This window comes from Bradyrhizobium sediminis, from assembly GCF_018736105.1.
Classification (GTDB): domain Bacteria; phylum Pseudomonadota; class Alphaproteobacteria; order Rhizobiales; family Xanthobacteraceae; genus Bradyrhizobium.
Genome location: NZ_CP076135.1, coordinates 4029264 through 4053942, shown reverse-complemented (window position 1 = coordinate 4053942; position 24679 = coordinate 4029264). Strand labels below are relative to the sequence as shown.

General features: G+C 60.8%; 23 protein-coding genes and 1 pseudogene. 18 read left to right on the top strand and 6 right to left on the bottom strand.

What is annotated here, in order from left to right; translation table 11 throughout:
• Positions 1-142 precede the first annotated feature (142 nt).
• Together KMZ68_RS19465 and KMZ68_RS19460 are read right to left on the bottom strand one after the other, a co-directional pair.
• Positions 143-328, bottom strand: coding sequence for a hypothetical protein (locus KMZ68_RS19465; RefSeq protein ID WP_215612796.1), 186 nt, complete (start codon positions 326-328; stop codon positions 143-145).
• Positions 329-501: 173 nt separating this feature from the next.
• Positions 502-2322, bottom strand: coding sequence for a ShlB/FhaC/HecB family hemolysin secretion/activation protein (locus tag KMZ68_RS19460; RefSeq protein WP_215612795.1), 1821 nt, complete (start codon positions 2320-2322; stop codon positions 502-504).
• 128 nt (positions 2323-2450) lie between these two features.
• On the opposite strand from KMZ68_RS19460, the gene KMZ68_RS19455 reads away from it, so the two are divergent.
• From KMZ68_RS19455 to KMZ68_RS19415, 9 genes are all read left to right on the top strand, one after another.
• On the top strand, positions 2451-3659 hold the full coding sequence (locus KMZ68_RS19455; protein WP_215612794.1) for a FecR family protein: 1209 nt from the start codon (positions 2451-2453) through the stop codon (positions 3657-3659).
• A gap of 82 nt (positions 3660-3741) precedes the next feature.
• Positions 3742-6510, top strand: a complete 2769-nt coding sequence (locus KMZ68_RS19450; RefSeq protein ID WP_215612793.1) for an EAL domain-containing protein — start codon at positions 3742-3744, stop codon at positions 6508-6510.
• A 101-nt stretch (positions 6511-6611) separates the two neighbouring features.
• Positions 6612-7541 (top strand): hypothetical protein, encoded by a 930-nt coding sequence (locus KMZ68_RS19445; protein WP_249779410.1) that lies wholly within the window; start codon positions 6612-6614, stop codon positions 7539-7541.
• Positions 7542-8569: 1028 nt separating this feature from the next.
• Entirely contained in the window at positions 8570-8980 is a 411-nt protein-coding gene (locus tag KMZ68_RS19440) for a hypothetical protein (protein WP_215612791.1), read from the top strand.
• 280 nt (positions 8981-9260) lie between these two features.
• A complete protein-coding gene (locus KMZ68_RS19435) occupies positions 9261-9656 on the top strand; it encodes a hypothetical protein (protein WP_215612790.1) in 396 nt (131 codons plus the stop codon).
• Positions 9657-9668: 12 nt separating this feature from the next.
• A complete protein-coding gene (locus tag KMZ68_RS19430; protein WP_215612789.1) occupies positions 9669-11075 on the top strand; it encodes a hypothetical protein in 1407 nt (468 codons plus the stop codon).
• 53 nt (positions 11076-11128) lie between these two features.
• Complete coding sequence (locus KMZ68_RS19425) at positions 11129-11638, top strand: hypothetical protein (protein WP_215612788.1); 510 nt, start codon at positions 11129-11131, stop codon at positions 11636-11638.
• Between the two features lie 171 nt (positions 11639-11809).
• Positions 11810-12058, top strand: a complete 249-nt coding sequence (locus KMZ68_RS19420; RefSeq protein WP_215612787.1) for a hypothetical protein — start codon at positions 11810-11812, stop codon at positions 12056-12058.
• Complete coding sequence (locus tag KMZ68_RS19415) at positions 12030-12431, top strand: phage terminase large subunit (protein WP_249779409.1); 402 nt, start codon at positions 12030-12032, stop codon at positions 12429-12431. The genes KMZ68_RS19420 and KMZ68_RS19415 overlap by 29 nt, the downstream gene beginning before the upstream one ends.
• Positions 12432-12489: 58 nt before the next feature.
• Here the strand turns inward: KMZ68_RS19415 and KMZ68_RS19410 are convergent, their stop codons facing one another.
• Positions 12490-12837, bottom strand: coding sequence for a c-type cytochrome (locus tag KMZ68_RS19410; RefSeq protein WP_215612786.1), 348 nt, complete (start codon positions 12835-12837; stop codon positions 12490-12492).
• Positions 12838-12997: 160 nt separating this feature from the next.
• Here KMZ68_RS19410 and KMZ68_RS19405 point away from each other — a divergent pair, with 160 nt between their 5' ends.
• The 6 genes and pseudogenes from KMZ68_RS19405 to KMZ68_RS19380 all read left to right on the top strand — a co-directional run bounded on the left by KMZ68_RS19405 (position 12998) and on the right by KMZ68_RS19380 (position 18268).
• Positions 12998-13426, top strand: a complete 429-nt coding sequence (locus KMZ68_RS19405) for a GNAT family N-acetyltransferase (protein WP_215612785.1) — start codon at positions 12998-13000, stop codon at positions 13424-13426.
• A gap of 283 nt (positions 13427-13709) precedes the next feature.
• Positions 13710-14718: pseudogene (locus KMZ68_RS19400) on the top strand (ABC transporter substrate-binding protein).
• A gap of 38 nt (positions 14719-14756) precedes the next feature.
• On the top strand, positions 14757-15572 hold the full coding sequence (locus KMZ68_RS19395; protein ID WP_215612784.1) for an ABC transporter permease: 816 nt from the start codon (positions 14757-14759) through the stop codon (positions 15570-15572).
• Between the two features lie 4 nt (positions 15573-15576).
• Complete coding sequence (locus KMZ68_RS19390; RefSeq protein ID WP_215612783.1) at positions 15577-16356, top strand: ABC transporter permease; 780 nt, start codon at positions 15577-15579, stop codon at positions 16354-16356.
• Positions 16357-16358: 2 nt separating this feature from the next.
• A complete protein-coding gene (locus tag KMZ68_RS19385) occupies positions 16359-17420 on the top strand; it encodes an ABC transporter ATP-binding protein (RefSeq protein ID WP_215612782.1) in 1062 nt (353 codons plus the stop codon).
• An 11-nt stretch (positions 17421-17431) separates the two neighbouring features.
• Positions 17432-18268 (top strand): phosphodiesterase, encoded by an 837-nt coding sequence (locus tag KMZ68_RS19380; protein ID WP_215612781.1) that lies wholly within the window; start codon positions 17432-17434, stop codon positions 18266-18268.
• 17 nt (positions 18269-18285) lie between these two features.
• On the opposite strand, the gene KMZ68_RS19375 is transcribed toward KMZ68_RS19380, so the two are convergent.
• Both KMZ68_RS19375 and KMZ68_RS19370 read right to left on the bottom strand, forming a co-directional pair.
• Complete coding sequence (locus KMZ68_RS19375) at positions 18286-18855, bottom strand: DUF2889 domain-containing protein (protein WP_215612780.1); 570 nt, start codon at positions 18853-18855, stop codon at positions 18286-18288.
• Positions 18856-18901: 46 nt separating this feature from the next.
• Positions 18902-19879 carry an NADPH:quinone oxidoreductase family protein gene (locus KMZ68_RS19370; protein WP_215612779.1) on the bottom strand — a complete coding sequence of 326 codons (978 nt, stop codon included), beginning with the start codon at positions 19877-19879 and terminating at the stop codon, positions 18902-18904.
• Positions 19880-20196: 317 nt separating this feature from the next.
• On the opposite strand from KMZ68_RS19370, the gene KMZ68_RS19365 reads away from it, so the two are divergent.
• Positions 20197-21429 (top strand): acetyl-CoA C-acetyltransferase, encoded by a 1233-nt coding sequence (locus tag KMZ68_RS19365; RefSeq protein WP_215612778.1) that lies wholly within the window; start codon positions 20197-20199, stop codon positions 21427-21429.
• Between the two features lie 45 nt (positions 21430-21474).
• Here KMZ68_RS19365 and KMZ68_RS19360 read toward each other — a convergent pair whose 3' ends face one another.
• Positions 21475-22203, bottom strand: coding sequence for a CBS domain-containing protein (locus tag KMZ68_RS19360; RefSeq protein ID WP_215612777.1), 729 nt, complete (start codon positions 22201-22203; stop codon positions 21475-21477).
• Positions 22204-22373: 170 nt separating this feature from the next.
• On the opposite strand from KMZ68_RS19360, the gene KMZ68_RS19355 reads away from it, so the two are divergent.
• Both KMZ68_RS19355 and KMZ68_RS19350 read left to right on the top strand, forming a co-directional pair.
• Positions 22374-22742, top strand: a complete 369-nt coding sequence (locus tag KMZ68_RS19355; protein WP_215612776.1) for a hypothetical protein — start codon at positions 22374-22376, stop codon at positions 22740-22742.
• A 237-nt stretch (positions 22743-22979) separates the two neighbouring features.
• Entirely contained in the window at positions 22980-24662 is a 1683-nt protein-coding gene (locus KMZ68_RS19350) for a PHA/PHB synthase family protein (protein ID WP_249779653.1), read from the top strand.
• The last annotated feature ends 17 nt before the right edge of the window (positions 24663-24679 follow it).

Sequence of the window (24679 nt, the reverse complement as noted above, 5' to 3'; positions counted from 1 at the left end):
TGCGGCACCCATGCGTGACGGTTCGGTCAAGACGACGGCAGAGGCTTTGCCGCGGCGCGTCGCTGTTGTGTTGCTCAGCCGTCAACCGTGGCTCAACGCGCGGCGTAGATTTCCATGATCCTATGTGATGCGTCGGTTGTCGTCAGCGGACGCTGACGAATGCGCCCCACAATGCCGCGAGGATGGCGCCGGCCAAGACATAGCTCGGGCTGTTGCAGAACGTGCTACCATATCGGCACATTTCCACACCGAGAGTGCCGATCTCATGATGGCTGGCGGCATAGAACAGGCCGGACAAAATCGCCAGTGCGGCAGCTATGAAATACATCGGGTATCCCTGGAGCAGCATTTTCGGTGGCAGATTCTGCGGGATTGTCCCGCACAGAGCGCGATCATATTGGGAGCCAAAGATTAAGCCGCGTTGACGTTGAAGCGTAGAAATTTTACCCAAAGTTGCTTCAACCAAGCCGCAAATAATTCCGAACCGGTATCCCGGTCGACCTAAAGGCAGCGCGCCTGGGCTCGTTCCGGACAAAGTCTGAAAGAGTTGGATAGCGAAAACAGCACGCGCGCACTGCGGGTCGTATTGTCGGGGGCGCGGTAACTCAAGGGGGCGGCCACCGCGATATCGGCCCGCAGATCGTTGCCCAGGAAGAACCGCACGCCGGCGCCGGCGGAGGTGAGCGCCAGACCGTCGTTGTAGCTGTATCCGGCGTTCCAGGCAGTGCCGGCGTCGACGAAGCTGTAGAGTTGATAACCCGTCAGGTAGCCAAGATTCAGCTTCTGATCGAAGCGCAATTCAAGCGATCCGGCCATGCCGTTGTCGCCGCTGATTTCTGCACTGCCATAGCCTCGTCCGAAGGCCGCACCGCCCAGGTAGAATTGCTGCGAGAGAAACAACGGGCCCGACGCGATCTGGCCGGCTGCCGACAGTTTGACCGACCATGCATCGGACAGCGTCTGATAGCGCGTGAACCAGAGACCCAGCACCGAGAACGTGCTGGCAGCACCGTAACGTGACGAAAAGACATCATTCTGCTGCGATGCGCCGAAGATATCGAGACCTTGCCGCCCCATCACCGTCAGGTAGTTGTTGCCGCCGAAATTGTCCTGCAGCCGATAATCTGAAGTCAGGCTCACGGTCCGGATGTAGTCCCTGTAGATCGGACCGATGACGTCGCTCTCTGAGACGTTGCTGAAGCCCATTGCCGCCGTGATCGTCAGCGTCGATTTCTGCGATTGCAACGGAACGACGCTGCCGTGAACCTCGAAGGCCTCGGTTTTGGTAACGTCGTTGAAGAGGCGGCGGATGTCACCAGGCCGAACTTCACTGTACAGCGCGGATGCGCCAATGCGCCCCCCGTCGGTGCCGACCGGTACATCATAGGACAGCCGGCCGAACGCAAGCTCACGCGGATCGCCAGGCGTGGTGGAAAGATTGAGTGCTAGCACATCGCCAGGCATGAGGTAGGAGTTGAAGGCCCCTGTGAAGTAGCTCTGCCAGGGGCCGACAGCCGAAGAGCCGAGATTGTCGAGGCCGAACGAAGTGAAGATGCGCCAGGTTTTCAGAAAGACGATGAGGCGGAAGCGACCGCTTGCGATCCCGAGCTCTTCGAGCGCGGTATCGGTAACGCGCACGCCCGGCCGGCCGTTGATCAGCAGCAACTGGCGTTCCAGCGTCGTCAGGCGCGAGGGCTGTTCAGCCAGGACCGGCCCGAGCAGGGGGCGCACGCCGAATCGGTCGGCGCCTTCGCCCTCTAATGCCACTTCCGCAATGCTGCCTTCGATTACCTGAAGGCGGACATGACCGCCCTGAATGTCCTGCGGCGGGACTATGGCCCGGCTCAGGTGAAAGCCGGCTGCGCGGTAGATGTCGCTGATCGCCGAGGCGATTGCCGCGAGGTCGGCCTGAGAGACTTTCTTCCCGAGATAGGGTTGGTAGGCTCTTACGAACTCTCCGATCGGTATCGCCCGGGCGCCGGTTAACGAAATCTTACGAAGGACGAACAGCGGTTTGGAATCCGCGCTCCCCTCCGACCGGGGCACTTGCGGCACCCGCGGCACCTGCAAGCCGGGTCGGGCGTCTGTCGTCGCCTGTTGGGATTCCTGGGCATCGAAACGTTTTTCGGTTTGTCTCGGATCGAAGCCTGGCTGGCTGGCCTGTTGTGCCGTTGCCGGACTCGGCACGACAGCGGCCAGCATCAGCCAGCCGACAAGAGCGAACTTGATGGTACGGCGCTGCTGCGCCAGCGCCGTCGCCGGCACGCATCCGTAGTTCCACGGAGGACGGCAGGTGGTTGCATCATGAGCTGTTAGCCGCATGATTTTTCTTAGGATTTTATGGTCAACGAATCGTTAAGATGTCCGCTGGACACTCGTAGTTCCCGCTCACTCAATGTTGAAACATTTCCGGTAAACGTGGACTTCGTTGCAGGTAGACGGAGGTTTCGATGATTGCGGTCAGTGGGGTTTCGCGTGTCCTGGCGGTGGCGCTCGTTCTCGGGGTAGCCTCCCATGCGCTTGCCGCGGAAGAGGGAGCCTGGTCGGTCAGCAAATCGTCAGGCGAAGTCTGGATGACCACGACCGGCGCCCAGCAGGTTTCCCTCGGCAAGGAAGAGGTGCTGAAATCGGGCGACACCATCCGGACCGGCCGCAACGGGCGGGTGCTGCTGGTGCGCGGCGAGGAAACCATCATGGTCTCGCCGAACTCGGTGATCGGCTTGCCCGCGGAAAAGAAGGAAGGCCTTTCGACCACGATCGTGCAGCAGGCCGGGTCGATCCTGCTCGAGGTGGAAAAGCGCAACGTCAAGCATTTCGAGGTCGAGACGCCGTATCTCGCCGCGGTGGTGAAGGGGACGCAGTTTCGCGTCTCGGTGAACGCCGCCTCTACCAGCGTCGACGTCATCAGGGGGCAGGTCCAGGTCGCCGATTTCAGGTCTGGCCAGATTGCGCAAGTGATGCCGGGGCAGCATGCGACCGCTTTCGCGCACGGCAACTCAGGTCTCTCCTTGAGCGGCTCCGGCACCTTCAGTCCGATCGAGCATGGCCAGCCGCGCGCATCGTCGATCGACCGGGTTCCGGTTCCGAGATCGGGGCTCACCGCGCCTCGCCAACCGGCCAGCGGGCCGCAGATCCGCGCGCTCGGGCACGGCAACACCGCGGCCCGCGCCGGCCTTGGCAACACCACGGTTCAGCCGCAGCGCAACGCAGTCAGTGCTCCAGGACGGCATGGTGTAACGCGGATATCTTCCTCGCTTGGCGAGGTCCGGTTGAATTTCCACCGCGTCACCCACGGTCTTGCCCGCGGCGCGACCTCGGCGCACGCCTCGGCGAGAAACGTTGCCAGCCGGGATACGATCTGGGGTTCGCGTGGTTCCGGTTCGGCGATGGGCAACGGAAACGGCTCCAGCAATTCGAACGATGCGAGCAGCAGTAACGCCAATGCCGCGACCGGCGTGAGCGCGACGGCCGCATCGGGCGCAGCCAGCGCGGTCGCCGCGGTCGTATCTCCCGGAGGCAGTAACGGCAACGGCAATGGCAATGGTGCAAACGGCAACGGCAATGGGAACGGCAATGGGAACGGCAACGGAAACGGAAACGGAAACGGAAACGGTAACGGCAATGGCAATGGCCATGGGTACGGCCGCGGCCATCGGTAGCCAGCCAGGGCCGGTCCGATAACGGCTGGTTTGAGATGGGGAGCGCACTTCGCCGGTTGAGGGGTGCGCAGGGGGTGACGACTTGAAACACTACCGGCCGCATATTTTTGTGGTGGTTGCGCTGGCGATCGTGCTGGCATCCGGCTGGCGCGGCACGCTTCGCAATGCGCTGACCGATTTGCGCTTTGCCTGGCAGTCGCGCCAAGCCAGCGGTGACATCGTCGTTGTCGCAATCGATGCCCCGTCGATCGAGAAGATCGGCGTCTGGCCCTGGCCGCGCCGTCTGCACGCCGACCTGCTGCGGCGGCTCGAAGCCGCTGATGTAAAGGACGTGGTATTCGACGTCGATTTCTCGACGCCGTCCGACGCCACGTCGGACCAAGCATTCGTCGAAGCGCTGCGGGCAGCGGGCGGATCCGTGGTATTGCCATCCTTCAAGCAACCGGCGACCGACGGCGGCAATGCTACGGCCGTGCACATCAATCGTCCGCTCAATCAGTTCGGCGATCATTCATGGACCGCCATCGTGAATGTCGCGGTCGAACCTGACGGACTCGTCCGGCGCTACCCGTTCGGGGAGAAACTCGCTGGAGAGTTTCTACCTTCGATGGGGGCGGTATTGGCGGGATTATATTCTGCAAAGAGCTCGCCTTTCCTGATCGACTACAGCATCCGCGCTGCCTCGATTCCGAAGGTGTCCTATGCCGACGTGCTGCGCGGCGATGAAGCCACCTTGAACAAGATCAGGGGCAAGAAGGTTATCATCGGGGGAACCGCACTCGAACTCGGCGATCGGTTCAGCGTTCCGAATGGCGGGGTTGTTTCCGGACCAATCCTGCAAACTCTCGCCGCCGAATCGATCCTGCAGAACCGAACGCTGCGCTGGACCTCAGACGTCGTTGCGTTGGCAGGGTTATGCGTCATTTCGCTGGCCATGATGTTCTCGTGGCGTCGCCTGTCCGCCGGCGTACGGGTCATCGTCCTTGTCGGAATGGCCGCTGCCGCCGAGGCCATCGCCATTCTGCTGCAGGCAAAGCTGCCCCTTGTTCTCGATACTTCGCTGCTTCTTACCGCGATCGCCGTCTATATGGCCGCAATTGCGCTCGATGAAATCGACTTCCGCGACTTGCTGGGGCGAATTGCCGAAAGCCGTTTTCAGCGCATCGCCATGTCATTGGGCGACGGCCTGGTGTGTACCGATTCCAGTCAACGGATTACGCTATGGAACCCGGGGGCGGTCGCGATCTTCGGCTACAGCCCGGAGGAAATGATCGGTCGGCGGTTCGAAACGATTCTTGCGCCGCACGCCAAGGCTGAGCCGGGCTATTCGTCGACCTGTGAAAAGGTCCGGGCGAGGTCGCGTCAGCCAGGCGGCCTGGTGACGGAATTCGACGGGCTGCGAAAGAATGGCGAGGTATTTCCGGTCGAGGCCTGCTTCTCCGGCTGGCAGGGCACCGACGGCTTTCAGTACGGCGCGATCCTGCGCGACATCTCGGTGCGGAAACGCGAGGCCGAGCGTATCAGGTATCTGGCGGAACACGACCCGCTCACCGGGCTTGCCAACCGCAACACGTTGAACGCCGGCCTGGCGGAGATGATTTCCGGCGCGGAAAAGGACGCCGGCGAAGTGGCGCTGCTGGTCATCGGCCTCGACGGCTTCCAGCATATCAATGACATGCTCGGGCATGCCTGCGGAGACCGTGTTCTGTGCGCCGTATCCGAACGATTGAACGCGCAGATCGGCGGCGCAGGCATCGTCGCGCGTTTGAGCGGCGATGAATTCGCCATTGCGATCCGGTGCGCCGAATTATCCGAAACCGCCGCGCAACTGGCCGAACGCATCGCGCTCGCGTTCGACGCGCCGCTGGCGACGGGAGGGCGGCAGCACCGTGTCAAGGTCAGCATCGGGGCCGCCGTCCATCCGGGCGACGGTCGGACGGCCGAAGAACTGCTGAGCAACGGCCATCTCGCGTTTTGCCGCGCAAAGGCGACCCGGCGCGGCAGGCATGTGGTATTCGAAAGCGCCATCCGGCGGGAGCTTGAATCGCGCCTGACGCTCGAGGCGGAACTGGTGCTCGCCGCCGAGCGAAATGAGTTCGAATTGTTCTATCAGCCGCAGGTCCGCCTCTCGGATGGCGGCTTGATCGGCGCGGAAGCCCTCATTCGCTGGCATCATCCGGTGCGCGGCCTGGTCTCGCCCGCGGAATTCATGCCGGTCGTCAACACCTCTTCCATTTCGGACCGGGTCGCGGGATGGGTTCTCGAAACCGCCTGCCGGCGGGCGCGGACCTGGGAGCAGGCCGGACACAATGTTCGCATCGGCGTCAATCTTTCGCCTTCGCAGCTTCAGTCGGGGGATCTCGCAACCTCGGTTGCGGAGGTGCTCGACATCACCGGCCTGACACCTTCGCTGCTCGAACTGGAAGTGACCGAGGACATTTTGCTGCTGGACGAGCAGCGGGTGCTCGACACAGTCTTGAGGATTCAGGAGCTCGGCGTGCGTGTCGTGTTCGACGACTTCGGCACCGGCTATGCCAGCCTGAGCTACCTGAAGAAATTCCCGCTCGACGGGCTCAAGATTGACCGTTCCTTCGTACTCGAGCTGCTTGCTGATTCCGGCGATGCGGCGATTGTCGGTTCGACTATCAGCCTGAGCAAGCAACTGGGCCTGTCGGTGATCGCAGAAGGCATCGAGAATCGGGCCACCGCCGATCTGCTCGCCAGCATGGGATGCGAAGAGGGACAGGGCTATTTCTTCGGTCGGCCGATGCCGGCCCAGGCGTTCGAGGAGCAGTTCCTCACAGTGCGAGAATCCACGGCCCGTGTGCTCGCAGGCGGCGAGGCGGCCTGAACAACTTCGCAAGCGCCGTCTTGGGCGATCGAGTCCCTTGAACGTAGGCCACCCTGCAGTATAACTCTTGAGCTGTTGGAGGGCATTGTATGGCAAGGGCCATGCTTCGGCCGGCCTGTCGGGTGGCGTTCGCCGGGTTGGTGTTGGTTTATTCGTCCGGCCTGGCCTTGGGTAAGGACGCGGGTGAGGGCGACGATGAATCGGTAAAGACCGCTTCAGCGCCCAACATCTATCTCGACCTCAGGACGAATTACGCCACTTTTCCTGCCGGCTCGCTCTCGGTCGGCTTCGGCAGCTTCGGATTGTTTGCCGGACATCCGGTGCTTTCGAGGCTTGCCAACCTCTCGAATCTTTCGAACATCGCGACACTTCCGACACTCCCAGCCGTGTCGCCGTCTTCCAGCCGGACCGTCGGGCTCGACGTTCCGCTCACGGTAGATTTGAACGACCAGGTCTCGGTGTATGGCGGCTTCAGCGCCAGCGCATCGCGAAGCGACGGGTCCGACTGGTCCGCGTTTACGATCAACAGCTGGAACGTCGGGTTCCAGGACGATGTTTATGAGCAGAACGGCGGTTCGATCCCGACAATTACGCTGCAGTCGACCGTCACGCGGTCGGCGCCGGGAGTCTCGCTTCCCACGACGTCGCTCAACACTATTCTCGAGTTCGACTACGCCCTGAACGCGGATGAAACCCGGGGGCTGCTCGCGGGCGCTCAATACACCGCGGTTGCCGTGGATTCCCCGCGCGTGACGATCAATCCAAACTTCGTCGGCTATGTCGGCGGCTACTATCAGTGGGATAACAACTGGAAATTCACCGGCCGGGTCGGGGTCCAATCATTCGGTGGCGGGCAGCTTCTCAACCGGACGGTGTTCGAACCTTTCACCCAGCCGATCGTAAGGCTCGACCTCGACCGCATGGATGACGACGACAACCGCCTGTTCGGCGTGACGGCACAGATCTCGTGGGTGCCGAAACCGTCCTACCAGTTGACGGTGAGGACGCCGCTCTATCTGGTGAAGAACTAGCGCGGTCGCCCGCGCTGGAAAAAATTTGACACGTCGGGCAAATCACCGGCATATCTTCATTATCGCAAGACTATCAGAGCCCGCACCGGGGAACCGGCCGCGGGCTTGTTGGCTCCTGAATCGGACGTTGGGCTGCCACCACATTTCCCTTGTGCCGCCGCATTTTTGCGGTCCTGTGGGTTGCGCTGGGCCCAGGGAAATTGCGATGAACAAACCGCTCGTTGCCGCACTGATTGCAGCATCGCTGATATCGTTCGAGGCACGAGCCCAGGAGCGGGCCGGAAGTGCCGCTCTCGGCGCGGTGTCGGGGGCCGTCGTTCTTGGACCGGTCGGCGCAGTGGCAGGTGCATTCATCGGATATACCGCAGGACCGGCGATCGCGCGTTCCTGGGGAGTGGGGCGCTCCGGATCGCGATCACGGGCGCGACATGCCGCGCAATCCACTCCGGGAGCCCAGCAACAGGCGGTCGCCCAGGCGAGTTTGCAGCCGCCAGCCAGGACGGCAGGCCCGCGTCCGGCAAGGAACGCCGCGCCGCCGGTTCAGGGATTTGAATAGCAGCGTCGGCGGCACGTCGCCGGCCGCCTTCAGGATTTGACACGTCGGGCAAATCACCGGCATATCTTCATCATCGCGAGACTATCGAAGCCCGCGCCGGGAAACCGGCCGCGGGCTTTTTCAATCTGATCTATTCAAACGGCCGGCACCGGCATGAGCCGTCTGCATAAAATCTCCTGAAACTATCGGCGATAGGTAGTGAGGAGGCACCCAAAAAATCCTTCGGGAGAGCGCAGCTTGGATGGCAGTTTGTTGAACAAGAACGAGGAATGGAGATGTCTCGCTGGAGGCCAGTAGCTGACGCTGCTCGCTTGAAAAACCGGTGTCCTGATGGTGAGCAAGGTTATGCGAGATCAGCCGTAGCATCAGCTGCTCTGCGTCCTTTGATCTTGCGTGTCGCTAGGCTTGTCGCCTGCTGCGGTTTGCATTATCGCCGGGCGCTCACGTGACGCGTCTGAAATGTCTCCTGGTCATGGCCGTGCTTGCGGGCTGGGTTGTCTCTGAAAAACGTTTCATTGATGGATTGCCCATGCTCGCGGCTTCAATGTTGGCCGCGAGTTATGTGTTGGCCGTACTTTTCCTCGCGCCATTTGCTTCAGATCGGAAGGTGGCGAACGAGGTGCCAACATTCGGCGTCGGAATGAAATTCCTTCTATTTGGCCCCCTCTCGTTGGCGGCGATAACTTCCGTCGGCGCAACGATCGTTAACCTGAAGCATCGCGATTTTTGCAGGATCGTGGACTGCTTTTCGTTTTATGCGGTTTACAGATTCCACATGCCGCTTCTCGTTTCCGAATTCGTGGCCGTTTCGTGGAAATTGTTCTACATCGTATTCATCGCTGCGGTTCTTGTTCGGTTAATTCAAGTGATTCAAAAAGGTTGATAGGAGGGCTTGGTTGGCCAAGTAGTCTTGAATCCAAAGGTCGTCGTCCCGCGCGGGCCGGCCAGTTCTCTTGCGCAAGATCTCCTGGGATTATCGGCGACAGCTGAGGAGGAGATGTGCGAAGAGTCTCCACGAAGCAGGAAAGATTGACATCGTTCTGAAGACACATCTGTCCTCCGGGATTGCCGTGGCCCATGATATCCGCGACCTCGGATGGCAGTGGGTTCGACAGCGCGACATGTCGTGCTGGATGCCAGAAGTTAGGCTGGGGAATACGGAAATGTCCAATCGCATCTTCTACGTTGCTGGGCGGGCGGCGCTTGGCGCGCTCTTTCTGTGCGTGGCGCCGGTGACGAGCGCGCGCGGCGACTTCGGTTCATGTATTGCGAATGCTTCTGCGTTTGTGGTTGAGCTGGATAATCTTCTTTTAAGAGAGGAGAACCGGCTTGCGCCGTATGACGATCTCAACGAGCGATCGTTTCCGCTGCACGATTGTGAGACGGATGCCTTGTTGGAAGTAGTCAAGCGATCACGCTTCATTCGGTTGATAGATTACAATCCGCTCTCCAAAAAATATTTCATATATTTCTCAAGCGACTACATGCGGGCCAGCTTCACGTATCTGGTTCCCGAAAAAAGATCGACTTTCAAGACCGCCTCACGGGTCCACAAGTAGCGAATCTCAGCAATGTCCGAAAAAATCTTCCTCACTTACACTAATGCCTCGGCGGTGCCTTATCAGGGCTCGGTGCTTGGCTATCACATTGTGCTGAACTACATAGATTCCGAGGGAAACCATCATACGCTTGAGGGCATTCCCCAAAACGGGTTTGGTCATAATATCGATAAACTGGCGGCGGCGGTCAGTGAGGAGTATCTCTCGGACGGCATGAAAAACACCGATTCACCCTTTCAACGGCTAAGAGCACGAGCGGGCGAAGGTCGCGGAGCCTCTCTGAATCAACCACATACGATCGTCGCCGAAGGCGATGATTTGAGTTCGCGGTGGGCGCTGATGAAGGGCTTTGCCGACGAGGTGGATTCGATCGGCTATGAATATCGTCCAATATCCCAAAACAGTAACTCCTTTGCCGGCGGGGCACTGCAACGTGCGGGCTTTTTTGGGCCGGGTGCGGAGTTTCCGGAAAGACTCGATCATCAACCTGTGTTCGACCCAGCACGTGGAGAAACCAGATCTCTGAGCGTCCCTGGATTTGAGAAGCCGTTAGCAAACTCCATCAACACCTCGACGCCGATGCCCTTTCCTCTGGATGTATCGGCAGGGCCTGCTGTTCCAGCCGATGGTTTTCCGGTACCCAATCGTCCGAACTCGTTCAATGGGCGCTTTGGAAATTGGGGCACTGCCCCGGCGGGCGGCTTGGGCGATGCCCGTTCTCCGGTCTTGCGTGAACTGGAGAAGTACCGGAAATCTTCGGCTCCCGACGGTTCAGCACCGACTGCGGTACACGGCGCGCCTACGCCGGCGTTCCAACCGGATGCGGTATATTCGCCTGCTGGCGACTTCTTCGGGAATTTTCCGCGGGTTTCTGCTGGTGCGACACCGTCACCCATCGCCTTCAACGTGCCAGGGCCGGCCGTTGGTACAGGCGCCGCCGACAATTTTGGTGCCGCCGGGAGGGGGCCCGTAGGTGTCCTCGGTAGTTTCGTCGGGGATGCGGAGGTGAGGCCGCAGTTGCACGGCGTGAGCGCACCGGGTCTTTCGAACGAGGAAACCGCCTATGGCGATCAATCGGGAAATATGCCCAGCGGGCCGCGGCCTGTGGGTTATCCGCGGCTACGGAGCCGCGTCGTCAACCCTGCTTTCCCGGCCATCATGCCTCCCGATGCTGTTCCGCCGGATCCGCCAGAACCTGCGCCGCTGCTGGGGATCTTCAGCGGCAAGCCGATGGTGCCGCTTCCACATGAGTTCTGGAGCTTGCCGAAAAAATCCGGTGCATCTTCCAACGGCGCCTTGTTCGATCTTCTGGCTGGCCTCGCCTTGCGGAACCCAGCGTCGATTCCGCTGGACGACGATCCTCGCAGATTCGATCGCGATGACCAGATGCAGCCCTGGTTCCTCCAGAGGCGGAGCTAGCTGCGGATCGGCCGCCGCCTCTCGATCGGCGCCGCCGGAACTCCGCTTCATCGGTGTCCAAAAAATTTGACACGTCGGGCAAATCACCGGCATATATTCATCATCGCAAAGACCAACAAAGCCCGCGCCGGGAAACCGGCCGCGGGCTTTTTCGTTCCCTGACTTGCCGAATCGGACGGCGGCCGCACGTCATGGCGCCACATCCTCCCATGCACCGCTGCCAGAAGCGTCGCAAGCGGGCCGCCGTCCGAGCCTTGTTGATCTGGTGGATGATCTGTTCGAAAGACGGTTCCCACTATTCTGTTCACGCTTATTTTTTTGCCGGCACGCGCGAACGCGCCGGCACGCGGCGTGGCAAGAGTCCACGCTCGCACGCGGCCCCGCCGCGACGATCCGCCATGCGGATCTCGCTTGGGATACGGTTCGCGCCGGAAATGATCGCTTCAAGCGATCATGCCGCACATTTCATTCATACCGAGGCAGGAGGCCGCATGACCTCATATCTGATAGCGCTCGCACTGGCGGGTCTCGTCACCATCGCGGTGTGGGAGGGATTCCAGTGAGTGCCGAGATCATCCAGTTCATGCCGCGACCGAAACACAACCGCGCGCCGGCCGGTTTTCCCAGGCTGGTCTTTCACTCAATCGCAAGGCCCGAAGATCGCGCCGAGGATCATGCCGACACGTCGCCTTGCGAATATGGCGGGGCAAATCCCGAAGAAATCCGGTTTGAAGATGGCTAAAGCACTCACTGAAATCCGCTCGCTGGCGCGAAGCCACACCCGAACCGCGCTCAACGTGCTGGTCGGCGTCATGCGCAGCAAGGATGCCACGGCAGCGGCGCGCGTCTCCGCGGCCAACGCCATTCTGGATCGCGGCTGGGGCAAGGCGCCTCAGGCGATTCAGAACGGCAACGACGGCGCGTTTGAACTGATCCACAGAATCGAGCGTATCATTGTCCATCCTGAAAATCCCGACAGCTAAGATCTTCGAGCCGCTGCTCGCGCCCGCCCGCTACAAAGGGGTATACGGCGGACGCGGCTCGGGAAAATCGCATTTCTTCGGTGAATTGCTGGTCGAGACCTGCCAGGCTGAGCGCGGCACGCTGGCGGTCTGCATTCGCGAAGCGCAAAGGACGCTGACGCAATCTTCCAAGCGGCTGATCGAGAGCAAGATCGTTCGCCTGGGCCTCGGTCACCAATTCCGGGTATTCAGCGACAAGATCGAGACGCCCGGCGACGGCGTCATCATCTTCAGGGGCATGCAGAGTTATACATTCAAGGCCATGATCACAGTGATCGTCACCGGTTTTGTCGGAGCGGTGTGGCTGGGCATCAAGGTCATGCTTGGCAAATGAGCTTGGCGCCCGTCCGGAAACTAGCTGGTGTGCCCCGGCCCCGAATTTCCGGACAACGCTATTTCCGTGTCGCGAGAGCATAGAGGTAGGCGAGGATGGCATCGACGTCCTCGTCGGAAAAGTCGATCTGCGGCATCGCCCTGTGCCTGGAAACCATGCCTTCCCTTAGTTCTGCCTGCAGTTCTCGCGGTGCAAACCGGGCGTAAATATCGCGCATCGGCGGAGCCTGCTTGAGCGGGCTCTCGCCAGCGGCTTCGATGGCATGGCAGCGACCGCAATTTTGCTGAAGGATGGCTCTACCTCTATTCCTCAGCTCGCTGGAATCGGCGGCTTCCGAGCTGGCGGACAAACCCAAAAGGAATCCAACGGCCAGGATCCTGGCCTGATGGGCGAAACGCGGTGTCATGTGTTGGAGCCTCCTTCGTCCGCATTGTCTTCAAAATAGAGAAATTGGGCAAGAAGACTTTATTTGAGGCGGCCTGTCGGATCTCTCGGGGAAGGCACAAAGCGCGACGCGCGTTGGAGCAAAGTGACTTTAGAGGCGAGGGTTTGTGGAGGTCTGGCCAATGTACTGGATACGTGAGGTCGATGGACACGACGATGAAGTCGCGGATACGCTCACCGATCTGCATCGCCTGACATTCTTTGATGGCGCTCCGATACCGGAATTCGAACTCGGGCATTGGTGGCTCGGCTTTCACCAGATGATCCCGATCGCGTTTGCCGGCATGGTTCCATCGACGCGCGCTCACAATTCGGGATATTTCTGTCGGGTCGGTGTGTTGAAGAAACACTGTGGCAACGCGCTTCAGTTGCGGCTGATGCGTGCAGTGGAATCACGCGCTCGTCGCAACGGATGGAGCTCTGTGGTCTCGGATACCACGGACAATCCAGCCTCTGCCAACAATTTCATCCGTGCCGGCTATCGGTTGTACCAGCCGTCATATCCATGGGGTTACCCGAACACGCTGTATTGGCGCAAATCGATCAGATAGGAACGCGGGCCTTCCACGCCTTCCGCAACTGTTTTCCCGCCCGGTGGCCTGACGGCCATCGGGCTTTTTTCGTTTTTGAGTCTGGATGCTTGATGTCCAGCTCCTGGTTGCCGCAGGCCAGCCGTTGGGTCTGACGAGAATTCGAAGCGGCTGGTTTCCTGACTTTGCTGCATAGCAAAATGCAACTGTCGCAAATAGTTCATACGCGGCCTATACTTGGTCAGCCTGCTAGCATTGAAATCGTTCCTGGCGAATATTCTCCCTGGAAATCGGAGCCATCAGCATGAAGACCGTCCGTTTTGCCCTGACATTGCTCATGCTGTCGCTGGTAGCGCCACTGCAAACCGCCAAGGCGGCTGATGTCATTTGCTACAATTGCCCGCCGGAATGGGCGGATTGGGCCTCGATGCTGAAGGCGATCAAGGCCGATCTCAACTACGATATCCCTCATGACAACAAAAACTCCGGTCAGGCGCTTGCGCAGATTCTGGCCGAGAAGAGCAATCCAGTCGGCGATATCGGCTATTTCGGCGTCACCTTCGGCATGAAGGCAAAGGCCCAGGACGCGCTGGAGCCCTATAAGCCCGCCAAATGGGACCAGGTTGCTCCCGGATTGAAGGATGCGGACGGTTACTGGACCACGATTCATTCCGGCACGCTCGGCCTGTTCGTCAACAAGGACGCGCTCGGCGGCAAGCGGGTGCCGGCCTGCTGGAAGGATTTGCTGAAGCCGGACTACAAGGGCATGGTGGGCTATCTCGACCCATCGTCGGCTGCCGTCGGATATGTCGGCGCCGTTGCGATCAACATGGCGCTCGGCGGCTCCGCGGCCAATTTCGATCCCGCGATCGGCCTTCTTCAAGGAACTCCGGAAGAACGATCCGATCGTACCCAAGCAGACGTCCTATGCCCGCGTCGTTTCCGGCGAGATGCCGATCCTGCTGGACTATGATTTCAACGCCTATCGCGCCAAATATTCGGAGAAGGGGAGTTTCGAGTTCGTGATACCCTGCGAAGGATCGGTGACATATCCCTATGTCGTCGGCCTCGTGAAGAACGCGCCAGACAAGGACAAGGCCAAGAAGGTGCTGGACTATCTTTTGTCCGACAAGGGGCAGGCGATCTGGACCAATGCTTATCTTCGTCCGGCGCGGCCGATCGAATTGCCGGAGGCGGTCAAGAAGAAATTCCTGCCGGACAGCGACTATACCCGAGCGAAGAACGTCGACTGGGGCCAGATGGAAACCATGCAAAAAGGCTTCGTCGACCGCTATCTCGCCGAGGTCCGCTGATGCAGTATGGTACCTCGTCTTAGGGGTGCCATTGGTTCATGCGGAATAGATCCTTCGTCTGGCTGTGTTTGCTGCCGCTTGCCGCGCTGACGACGGCGTTCTTTCTGCTGCCGATGGCAAGGCTGGTGGTGACGGGCGCCGAAGGACCGCAAGGAATGGCCGGATACCTGGCCATCCTGACCGAGCCTCGCTACCGGGCCACCCTGATCAACACCGTTCTGCTGGCCGCGGCAACTACGATCGTCACGCTCGTCATCGCGACCGTTGCGGGCATGTTTCTGCAACGCCATCGCTTTCCCGGCCGGGCCGTGCTGATTGCGATGCTGACCTTTCCGCTGGCGTTTCCCGGTGTGGTCGTCGGATTCCTGATCATCCTGCTCGCCGGACGTCAGGGCCTGATCGGCGATCTCTCGAACCGCATGTTCGGCGAGAAACTGGTCTTCGCCTATTCGATCTACGGGCTTTTTCTCGGCTATCTCTATTTCTCGATCCCGCGCGTCATCCTCACCATCATGGCGGCGGTCCAGAAGCTCGACGTCGGCCTCGAGGAAGCCGCGCGCTCGCTTGGCGCGAACCCCTGGGCCGTGCAGCGCGATGTGGTGTTGCCGGCGCTTGGGCCGGCTTTCCTTGCCTCCGGCGCAATTGCCTTTGCGACCGCGATGGGCGCATTCGGAACGGCATTCACGCTGGCGACCAATATCGATGTGCTGCCGATGCTGATCTACACCGAGTTCACGCTTGCCGCGAATTTCGCGACATCGGCTGCCTTGTCGGTCGGGTTGGGGATCGTCGCCTGGGCGATCCTGGCGCTTGCCCGCTCTTTCAGCGGCAGCGCGGTCGCTGCGGCTGGATGAGACCATGCGCGATCGCCTGATATTTGCTGGCCAGCTCCTGTTCACACTGCTCGTCGCCGCATTCCTGGTAGTGCCCGCGATCCTGTCGATCTCCGCCGGAGTCACGGTGAACTATTTTCGCGGCATCCAGTCGGGGGTAACGCTGCAATGGGTGTTTCAGGTCTGGGACTTGTATGCCGGCACTATCCTGCTGTCGTTCCTGATTGCATTCGCAACCCTTGCCGTCACGCTGATTGCGGGGGTACCGGCGGCCTACGCATTGCACGTGCGGGGAGGGCGCCTATCGCGCATCGTCGAGGAAATCATCACGCTGCCGCTGGCGATTCCCGGGCTCGCGATCGCGCTGGCGCTGCTGTTCACCTATCAGGGCTTCAGTGATTTTCGCCGCTCGTGGCTGTTTATCCTCACCGGACATGTCATCTTCACGATGCCCTTCATGGTGCGATCCGTGATGGCGGTGTTTGCAACCGTCGACATCAAGACGCTCGACGAAGGCGCGGCATCGCTGGGCGCGTCGCCCTGGCGGCGCTTTCACGACGTCGTCGTCCCCAATGCCGTGCCCGGCATTCTGGCAGGCAGCTTGATGGTGGTGACGCTCTCGCTCGGCGAATTCAATCTGACCTGGATGCTGCACACGCCTTTGACAAAGACCTTGCCGATCGGCCTTGCCGACAGCTATGCGTCAATGCGCCTGGAAGTGGCTTCGGCCTATACGCTGATCTTCTTCGTCATGATCATCCCGCTGCTTGTCGCGATGCAGATGTTTGTCGATAAGGAGCAATAAGGATGAGTGCAACTGCCGGGCATGGCGCATCGGTGCGCATCGAGACCTGCGGCAAGACGTTTGCCGATGGCACGCGTGCGCTCGAGCCCGCGACCCTCGACATCGCCCGCGGCGAAACGCTTGTGCTTCTCGGTCCTTCCGGCTGCGGCAAGACCACCATGCTGCGCATCATCGCCGGGCTTGAATTGCCGGATGCAGGCGGCCGAGTAATGTTTGACGGTAATGACATAACGTCAGTGCCGATCGAGCGGCGGAACGTCGGTATGGTATTCCAGTCCTACGCGCTATTTCCCAATATGAGCGTCGCCGACAATATCGGCTATGGCTTGAAGATCCGGGGGATCGAGAGGAAAGAGCGCGCATCGCGCGTCGCTGAACTGGTGGCGCTGACCAACATCTCCGGGCTGGAGAACCGTCGCGTCGACCAGCTTTCCGGCGGTCAACGCCAGCGCGTCGCGCTGGCGCGCGCGGTCGCGATCCGGCCGGGCATCCTGCTGCTCGACGAGCCGCTTACCGCGCTTGACGCCGCATTGCGCGACCGGCTGCGCGGCGAACTCAACCGGCTGCTGCGTGCGCTCGGCATCACCACGATTTATGTCACTCACGATCAGTCCGAAGCCATGGAACTCGGCGACCGCATCGTCGTCATGCAGAAGGGGGCGATCGCCCAGATAGGCACGCCGCGCGAGATTTATTTCGAGCCTAGGAACCGTTTCGTAGCGGAATTCATCGGCGCCGCGAACATCATCGAGGCGCCGATCGAAGACGGTCATCTTGTGCTGCCGGGCGGGCGACAGCCGATCGGCGGCGACGCAAGCCAAGCGGCCGCGGTCGCCATGGTTCGCCCCGAAACGATCCGGGTCGTCGAGGAGGGAGCGGCGCCGCTCTCCGGGACCATCGACAGCGTCAGCTTCATTGGCGACCGGCAACGCATGGTGGTCAGCGGGGCGTCCGATAGATTTCTCACCGTCGATGCGCCGAACACCATCGGGGCCCAAGCCGGCGAGCGGGTTGGGCTCTTGATCGCGCCGGAGGCCGTCCGCCTGTTACCGCTCGAAAATTGAAGACAAAGCCGATGACCCAGAACCCCGTTCTCATCGCGCAGATTTCCGATCTGCATATCAAGCCGCCCGGCGGGCTGGCATATGGCCGTGTCGATACGGCAGTGGCGGCGGAGCGCTGCGTGGCCGCCTTGAATGAATTCAGGCCGAGGCCAGACCTCGTGGTGATTTCAGGCGATCTTGCCGACACGCCGACGGTCGAGGAATATGACCACCTCAAGCAGTTGCTGGCACCGCTCGAACTGCCTTTTGTCAGCATTCCCGGCAATCACGACTTGCGCGAGATGATGCGCGCTGCGCTTCCGCAAGGCTACGCCTCTTCGTCGGGAGCGCTCAATCAGCGGGTTGAAGTCGGAGGGCTCGATCTCGTGCTGCTGGATTCTAGCGTGCACGGCAAGCCGCATGGTGAGCTCGATGCGCCGACCTTGCAATGGCTTGAGGCAACCTTGGCATCCTCGGGCAACAGGCCCGCGTTGTTGTTTCTGCACCATCCGCCGTTCAAGGCCGGAATCTGGCATATGGACCGGCAGAACCTCGCCAATGCCGGAGAACTTGCGCCTGTCGTCAGACGCCATCGACGTGTGCAGCTGATCGCCACGGGGCACATTCATCGGGCGACCCTGACGATGTTTGCCGGGGTCCCGACCACAATCTGTCCTGCGCCCAATCACGCAGTGGATCTCGACCTGGCGCAGCTGCGGGAGCCGTCGTTCAAAGTCGAGCCGCCAGCGTTTCACGTCCACTGCTGGTTTCCGGGCGAAGGCTTTGGCACCGTAGTCACCCATCAGGTCCAGATTGGGAATTTCGACGGGCCATATCCGTTTTTTGGACCCGACGGCAAGCTGCTTTAGGCGGGTGGCCGGATCGTTCAGCAGGACGGCTTGGTCACGAATTGCGGAAACATCTCGGCGACGATGGGTCCGTCGGTTCGCCAGGAATAGCAGCCGCCGATGAAGAACGGCCGCTCGGTAATGTTGCGCTGATGATCGAGAGAGCCACCGCCCTCCGGCGTCTTGCCGTAAGACATCGTCTGAAACAGCGCCGTGACGGCCGGGCCAAGCAGTTCCGACAAATGCGTGCAGGTTTCGAGCGGGCCGATCTTCTGCCGGACCAGCGCGCGCCATCCCTTGCCGATGCGTTCGCCGACCAGACGCTGCAGGATCGGTTCGACCTCGATGCAGGTGGGAAACGGCGTCGAACGCATGATCGTCTCGGCTTCGATAATGGTCATGTCGTCATTGACCGCAAGGCGCAGGGCGATGTCGTGAACGGGTTCACCCGGCCTAATCTGGCCACGGTAGCGGTCTTGTTGGGCAAAGGGCTTTGTGTCGATCAGCCGCGCTTCGACTTCCCAGAGCCCGTCGTCGCGCAAATAACCGTCGCATTCGACCGTGCGCTTGTGCATGCGGCGGCGCCGTTCGCCATTTTCTTTGTTCATTTGCGGCAACTGCTCCTGCCTTTGTCTGCTAAATTGCAAGCGCTCGCTAGCTGATCCTGACGACCATCTTGCCGAGCGCCGAACGGCTCTGCATGGTCCTGAATGCATCGCGGAAATCCTCGAACGCAAATATCTTGCCGACGACGGGTTCGAGTTTCTTCTCGGTGAGCCAGGTGAACAGCTGGGACATCACACGCTTGTGCGCCTCCGGCTCACGCCGGGGAATTTGTGCCAGATCGACGCCCAACAGCGCGCCGCCCTTCAGGAGCGGCAAGTTGAATGGCAATGCCGGAATACTGCCAGCGGCAAAGCCGATAACGAGATGACGCCCGTTCCATGCGATCGAGCGGAATGCCTGGAGGGAGACCTCGCCGCCAACCGGATCGAAGATCACATCTGCGCCGTGGCCATCGGTCAGAGCTTTCAGAGTATCGCGCCAATTTGCACGAGTATAATCCACTGTCGCTTCGGCGCCGTAGCGGATCGCGAACTCGCGCTTTGCCTTGGTAGAGGCCGCGGCAATGACACGGGCGCCCAATAGTCTGCCGATCTGGACCGCTGCAATCCCGACGCCGCCGGCCGCCCCCAATACCAGCAGATACTCGCCCTCGCGCAGCGCACCGCGCTCGCTCAACGCATAGAGCGATGTCAGATAGTTTGCGCGGAACGAAGCCGCGACCTCCGGCGCGATGCCGTCCGGCATGACGTCGAGCGCGGCTGCCGGCACGGATATGTATTCCGCCAGCCCGCCAGACCGCGCGATGCCCATGACCGACATGCCCCGCGCCAATCCCTGAACGTCCGCAGCCGCCTCGTCCACGACGCCGGCGAACTCCGTTCCAGGCGTGAAGGGGAGCGTATCCTTGGTCTGATACAACCCCTGCACCTTCAGGCCGTCGACGAAGCCGACGCTCGCAGCCCGAATTCTGACGCGCACCTGGCCGGCCGGCACCCCGGGAAGCGGAACTTGCTTCAGGGGGATGTTGTCGATGAGATCGTAGTTCTCGACCACGACGGCTTTCATTTCTTCCCCTTGTTCGGTGCGCTGAGGCAATGGCCGCTGTTTACCGCCTCTTGCCCACTCCCGTCACCAGCAGCTCCGGAAAATAATTAGACCGGCTGTCCGGATTATAGTAAGTCATGCCGTGCGGCCAATTTGCAAGCGGTAGTCAGGCTTGTTGACGGGATGTCGCCGCTACGCGGCGGCTGAGGAATATTCGCGATCGCGACGATCTCGATACCAGCCATGCCGACAGCGCCGACGTTGCATGAGCTGTCCGAATTGACTTTGAAACCTGCCCCGCGGCAAATGCCGGCAACGATTTCACGGAAGGAAACATCATGGTTGAGGCGCTGATCATCGACGCATGCAGAACGCCGCGGGGCATCGGCAAGGCCGGCAAGGGGGCGCTGGCAGGCATTCATCCGCAGCGCCTCGGCGCGACGGTGCTGCGGGCACTCGCCGACCGCACCGGGATCGATACCGCCGATGTCGACGACATCGTGTGGGGCTGCAGTTCCCAGCGCGGTCCGCAGAGCGGCGATCTCGGCCGGATGTCGGCGCTCGACGCCGGCTACGACGTGCGGACCAGTGGCGTCACGCTCGATCGCTTCTGCGGCTCCGGCATCACCAGCGTCAACATGGCGGCCGCCTCGATCATGTCGGGCTCCGAGGATCTCGTAATCGCTGGCGGTACCGAGATGATGTCGATGGAAGGCCGCCGTGGCGAAGGCCCTTTGATGATGGATGCCGGCAATCTGCACCTGCGGGCAATTCATCCGCAATCCCATCAAGGCGTCTGCGCCGACGCTGTTGCAACGCTTGAGGGCATTACGCGGCAGGATATCGACCGGCTCGGCTTCGAGAGCCAGCAGAAGGCTGCCGCCGCCATCAAGGCCGGCCATTTCAGCAAGAGTCTGGTTCCCGTCTACCATGAGGACGGCAGCCTCGCGCTCGACCGCGAGGAATATCCGAGGCCGCAGACCACGCTCGAAGGGCTGGCCGGTCTGAAGCCGGCCTTTCCGGCGATCGCGGACTACCCGCTCGACGACAAGGGCACGACCTATCGCAAGCTGATCCTGCAGAAATATCCCGACCTGGAGATCGATTTCATGCATCACGCCGGCAATTCATCCGGCGTGGTCGACGGTTCGGCGGCGATCCTGCTGGCATCGCCGAGCTACGCCAAGGCGCACGGCCTGAAGCCCCGCGCGCGCGTCGTGGCCATGGCCAATATGGGCGACTCGCCCACGCTGATGCTGAATGCACCGGTCCCGGCGACGCGCAAGGTGCTGGCCAAGGCCGGTCTCACGCTGGATGACATCGATCTGTTCGAAATCAACGAGGCCTTTGCGGTGGTGACCGAGAAGTTCATCCGGGATCTCGAAATCGACCGCGGCAAGGTCAACGTCAACGGCGGATCGATCGCGCTTGGTCATCCCATCGGCGCAACCGGCTCGATCTTGATCGGCACCATTCTCGACGAACTGGAGCGGCGTAACCTCAAGCGCGGCCTGGTGACCATGTGCGCCGCCGGCGGCATGGCCCCGGCGATCGTTATCGAGCGCGTCTAGTCGCGAAAGTAACGCGGCGGCTGGCGCGAGCGCCCGCCGCCGGTGTCAGCTTGCCTTGGCCATTTCCTCATCTTCCGGCGAGTTCAGATACATGCCAGACATGGTGTCGACCCAGCAGAGATGGTCGTGAACCTTCCTTACGCCGGTGACGTTCTCGGTGGCGACAACGGCGGCCTGCCGTGAACTCTCCTCGGTGATGACGCCGCTCAAATGCACGATGCCGTCGCGCACGATGACGTTCAGGCCGAACGGACACCAGTCGTTCTTCTCAAGGACGTCGATGATGCGATTACGAATGTGGTCATCGTCGGCGGTCGGGTCGGGGACCTGGCGGGCTAGACTCGCGACTGCTTGCAGCAGGTTGGCACGCGCCACGATACCGACGATCTTGTCACCGCGCATCACCGGCAGGCGTTTGATGTTGTTGTTCTCCATGCGCCGCACGATCTCCTCGAGCGGGGTATCTTCGGTGATGGTCACCGGATCTTGCGTCATGATTTCGGCGACCTTGCTGCCGTGCTCGTGAACGAAATCCGCTGCCGCCGCACTCGGGCCGAGTATGAATTTCAGGAATCGGCCGCGCTTGCGCTGAGTGCCGATCTCACTGCGGCGAATGAAATCGCCTTCGGAGATGATGCCAACCAGTTTGCCTGAAGCGTCGACCACCGGCAGCCCGCTGACGTGTTTTTGAAGCATGGTATTGGCGGCTTCGGCGATCGTGGTCTCCGGCGTGACGGTGATGACCGGCCGGGTCATGATCTGATGGGCGCGCATGGGGGCCTCCGCAGGGTTCGAAATTGGGGCTATTTTTTGAATATTATTCCCAATGGCGAGCCACATCTTGATGCAAGTCAAGGACGGACAGGCCCCGCCCGATTGATGCAGCTCAATGCGCCTCCCGGATCAGGTCGTACTATTCAAAAGCTGTAAGATGGGAGGGCACGATGCCTGAGCTTCCTGAACCAGCTGCCATGGTAGTCGAACAATCCGCGATTGACGCATCGGAGCGATTGACTAAGGCAAACCAGCGCGCGCTGGATTTGATGATGGGTGCGCAGAAGGTGATGCTTGAGGAGGTCGTTTTCGCGAGCAACGAGTTGCTCGACCGGGCGAAGACCGAGACGCACCTTTTCTCCGAATTCATCTCGAAAATGGCGGGATCGCATTCGGTCAAGGACCTGAATACGATGTGCAGGGAGTGCGGACAGCATCAGATCGATTTCATCCGCAGGGACAGCGATCGGATTTTCAAACACGGCGAGCGGATGATTGAAGTCACCTCGAAGTTGTTGAGCGGACGGCCCGATAACTGATCCGTCGGCGGCTGTCATGGATTTGAGGCGGAAATATTCTAAGTGAAACAGATGGAATCCGTGCAGCCGATGACGACTCTGCCAAAGGTCGATAGGCCGAGATTGCCGTGTCCGGCGCATGCCCCGGGTTACGGCGAAAACCGAGCCGTCGTTTCGGCCCCTCGCGCCGTACCAGTGTCCGAAACCGGGCAGAAATCCCCGCCTGAGGATCATGAGGCCGACCGCGCCTTTCATGCGATGCTGGCGCGCCTGACCGGCGGCATATCGCCGGTTGCGTTGTCGCTTGCCTTTATCGATTGGGCTACGCATCTGACGGCGGCGCCGCAGCGGCAGATGGATATTTCCCAGGAAGCATTGCAGACGGTGAGGCAGCTGCTCGAATCCTCGCTGCATTTCTCTTCGCCCAACCGGGGGCCGTGGGCCCTGATCAAGCCGCAGCCGCAGGATCGGCGCTTTGCCGCCCCGGAGTGGGAGCGTCCGCCGTTCAATCTGCTCGCGCAGGCGTTTCTGCTGCGAGAGCAATGGTGGCATAATGCGACGACCGGCGTCCGCGGCGTGGCGCCGGCAAACGAGGCGATTGTCGAGTTTTCGGTGCGGCAGGTGCTTGACGTGCTGGCGCCATCCAATTTCGCTGTCACCAATCCCGAGGTGTTGCAGAAGGCGTTCCAGAGCGGCGGCGAGAATTTCGTTTTCGGGCTGCAGAACTGGTACAGTGACTGGATGCGCATGCTGTCCGCCGGCAAGCCGTCCCAGGCGCATCAGGATTTTGTCATCGGCAAGAACGTGGCGACGTCGCGCGGCAAGGTCGTTTTCCGCAATGAGCTGATCGAACTGCTCCAGTACTATCCGACTACGGCCAAGGTGCATCCGGAACCGATCCTGATCGTGCCGGCCTGGATTATGAAATATTACATTCTCGACCTTTCGCCGCACAATTCCCTGGTGAAGTTCCTCACCGACCAGGGCTTCACGGTATTCATGATCTCCTGGCGCAATCCGGGACCGGGGGATCGCGACATCGCCTTCGACGATTATCGCGGGCTTGGTGTGGAAGCCGCGCTCGATACGATCGGGCGGATCGTGCCGGACCGCCATGTTCATGCGCTTGGCTATTGCCTGGGTGGGACCCTGCTTTCGATCGCCGCCGCCACAATGGGAAGAGACGGCGACAACAGATTAAAATCGATCACCTTGCTCGCAGCACAGAGCGATTTCACCGAGGCCGGCGAACTGACCTTGTTCATCAACGAAAGCCAGGTCGCTTTCCTCGAGGACATGATGTGGGAACGCGGCGTTCTCGACACCACGCAAATGGCGGGTGCGTTCCAGTTGCTCCGCTCGAACGACCTGATCTGGTCGCGGATCACGCGCGATTACTTGATGGGAGAACGCGCGCCGGCCAGTGACCTCATGGCCTGGAATGCCGACGCCACGCGCCTGCCGTACCGGATGCATTCAGAATATCTGCGCAAGCTGTTTCTCGACAACGACCTCGCGGGAGGCCGCCATGTCGTGGAAGGAAGGCCGATTTCGCTGTCGGATATTCACACCGCAATGTTCGTGGTCGGGACGCTTCGCGACCATGTGGCGCCCTGGAAGTCCACCTACAAGATTCATTACCAGGTGGACGCCGATGTGACATTCCTTTTGACCAGCGGCGGCCACAATACCGGCATCGTGGCGCCTCCCGGCGAGGAGGGCCACTCCTACCAGGTCAGCTGCAAGCCGGAGGATGCTCCCTATGTCGGTCCCGACGAGTGGCTGAAGACGGCGCCGCACACCGAAGGATCGTGGTGGGCAGAATGGGCCAGATGGCTCACGGCGCGATCCGGCGAGCCTTGCGAGCCGCCCCGGATGGGTGTCGGGCAGGTGGATGGCGGAAGTTTGCCTGATGCGCCCGGTGATTACGTTCATCAATGATTTCCCGCGGCCCCGGT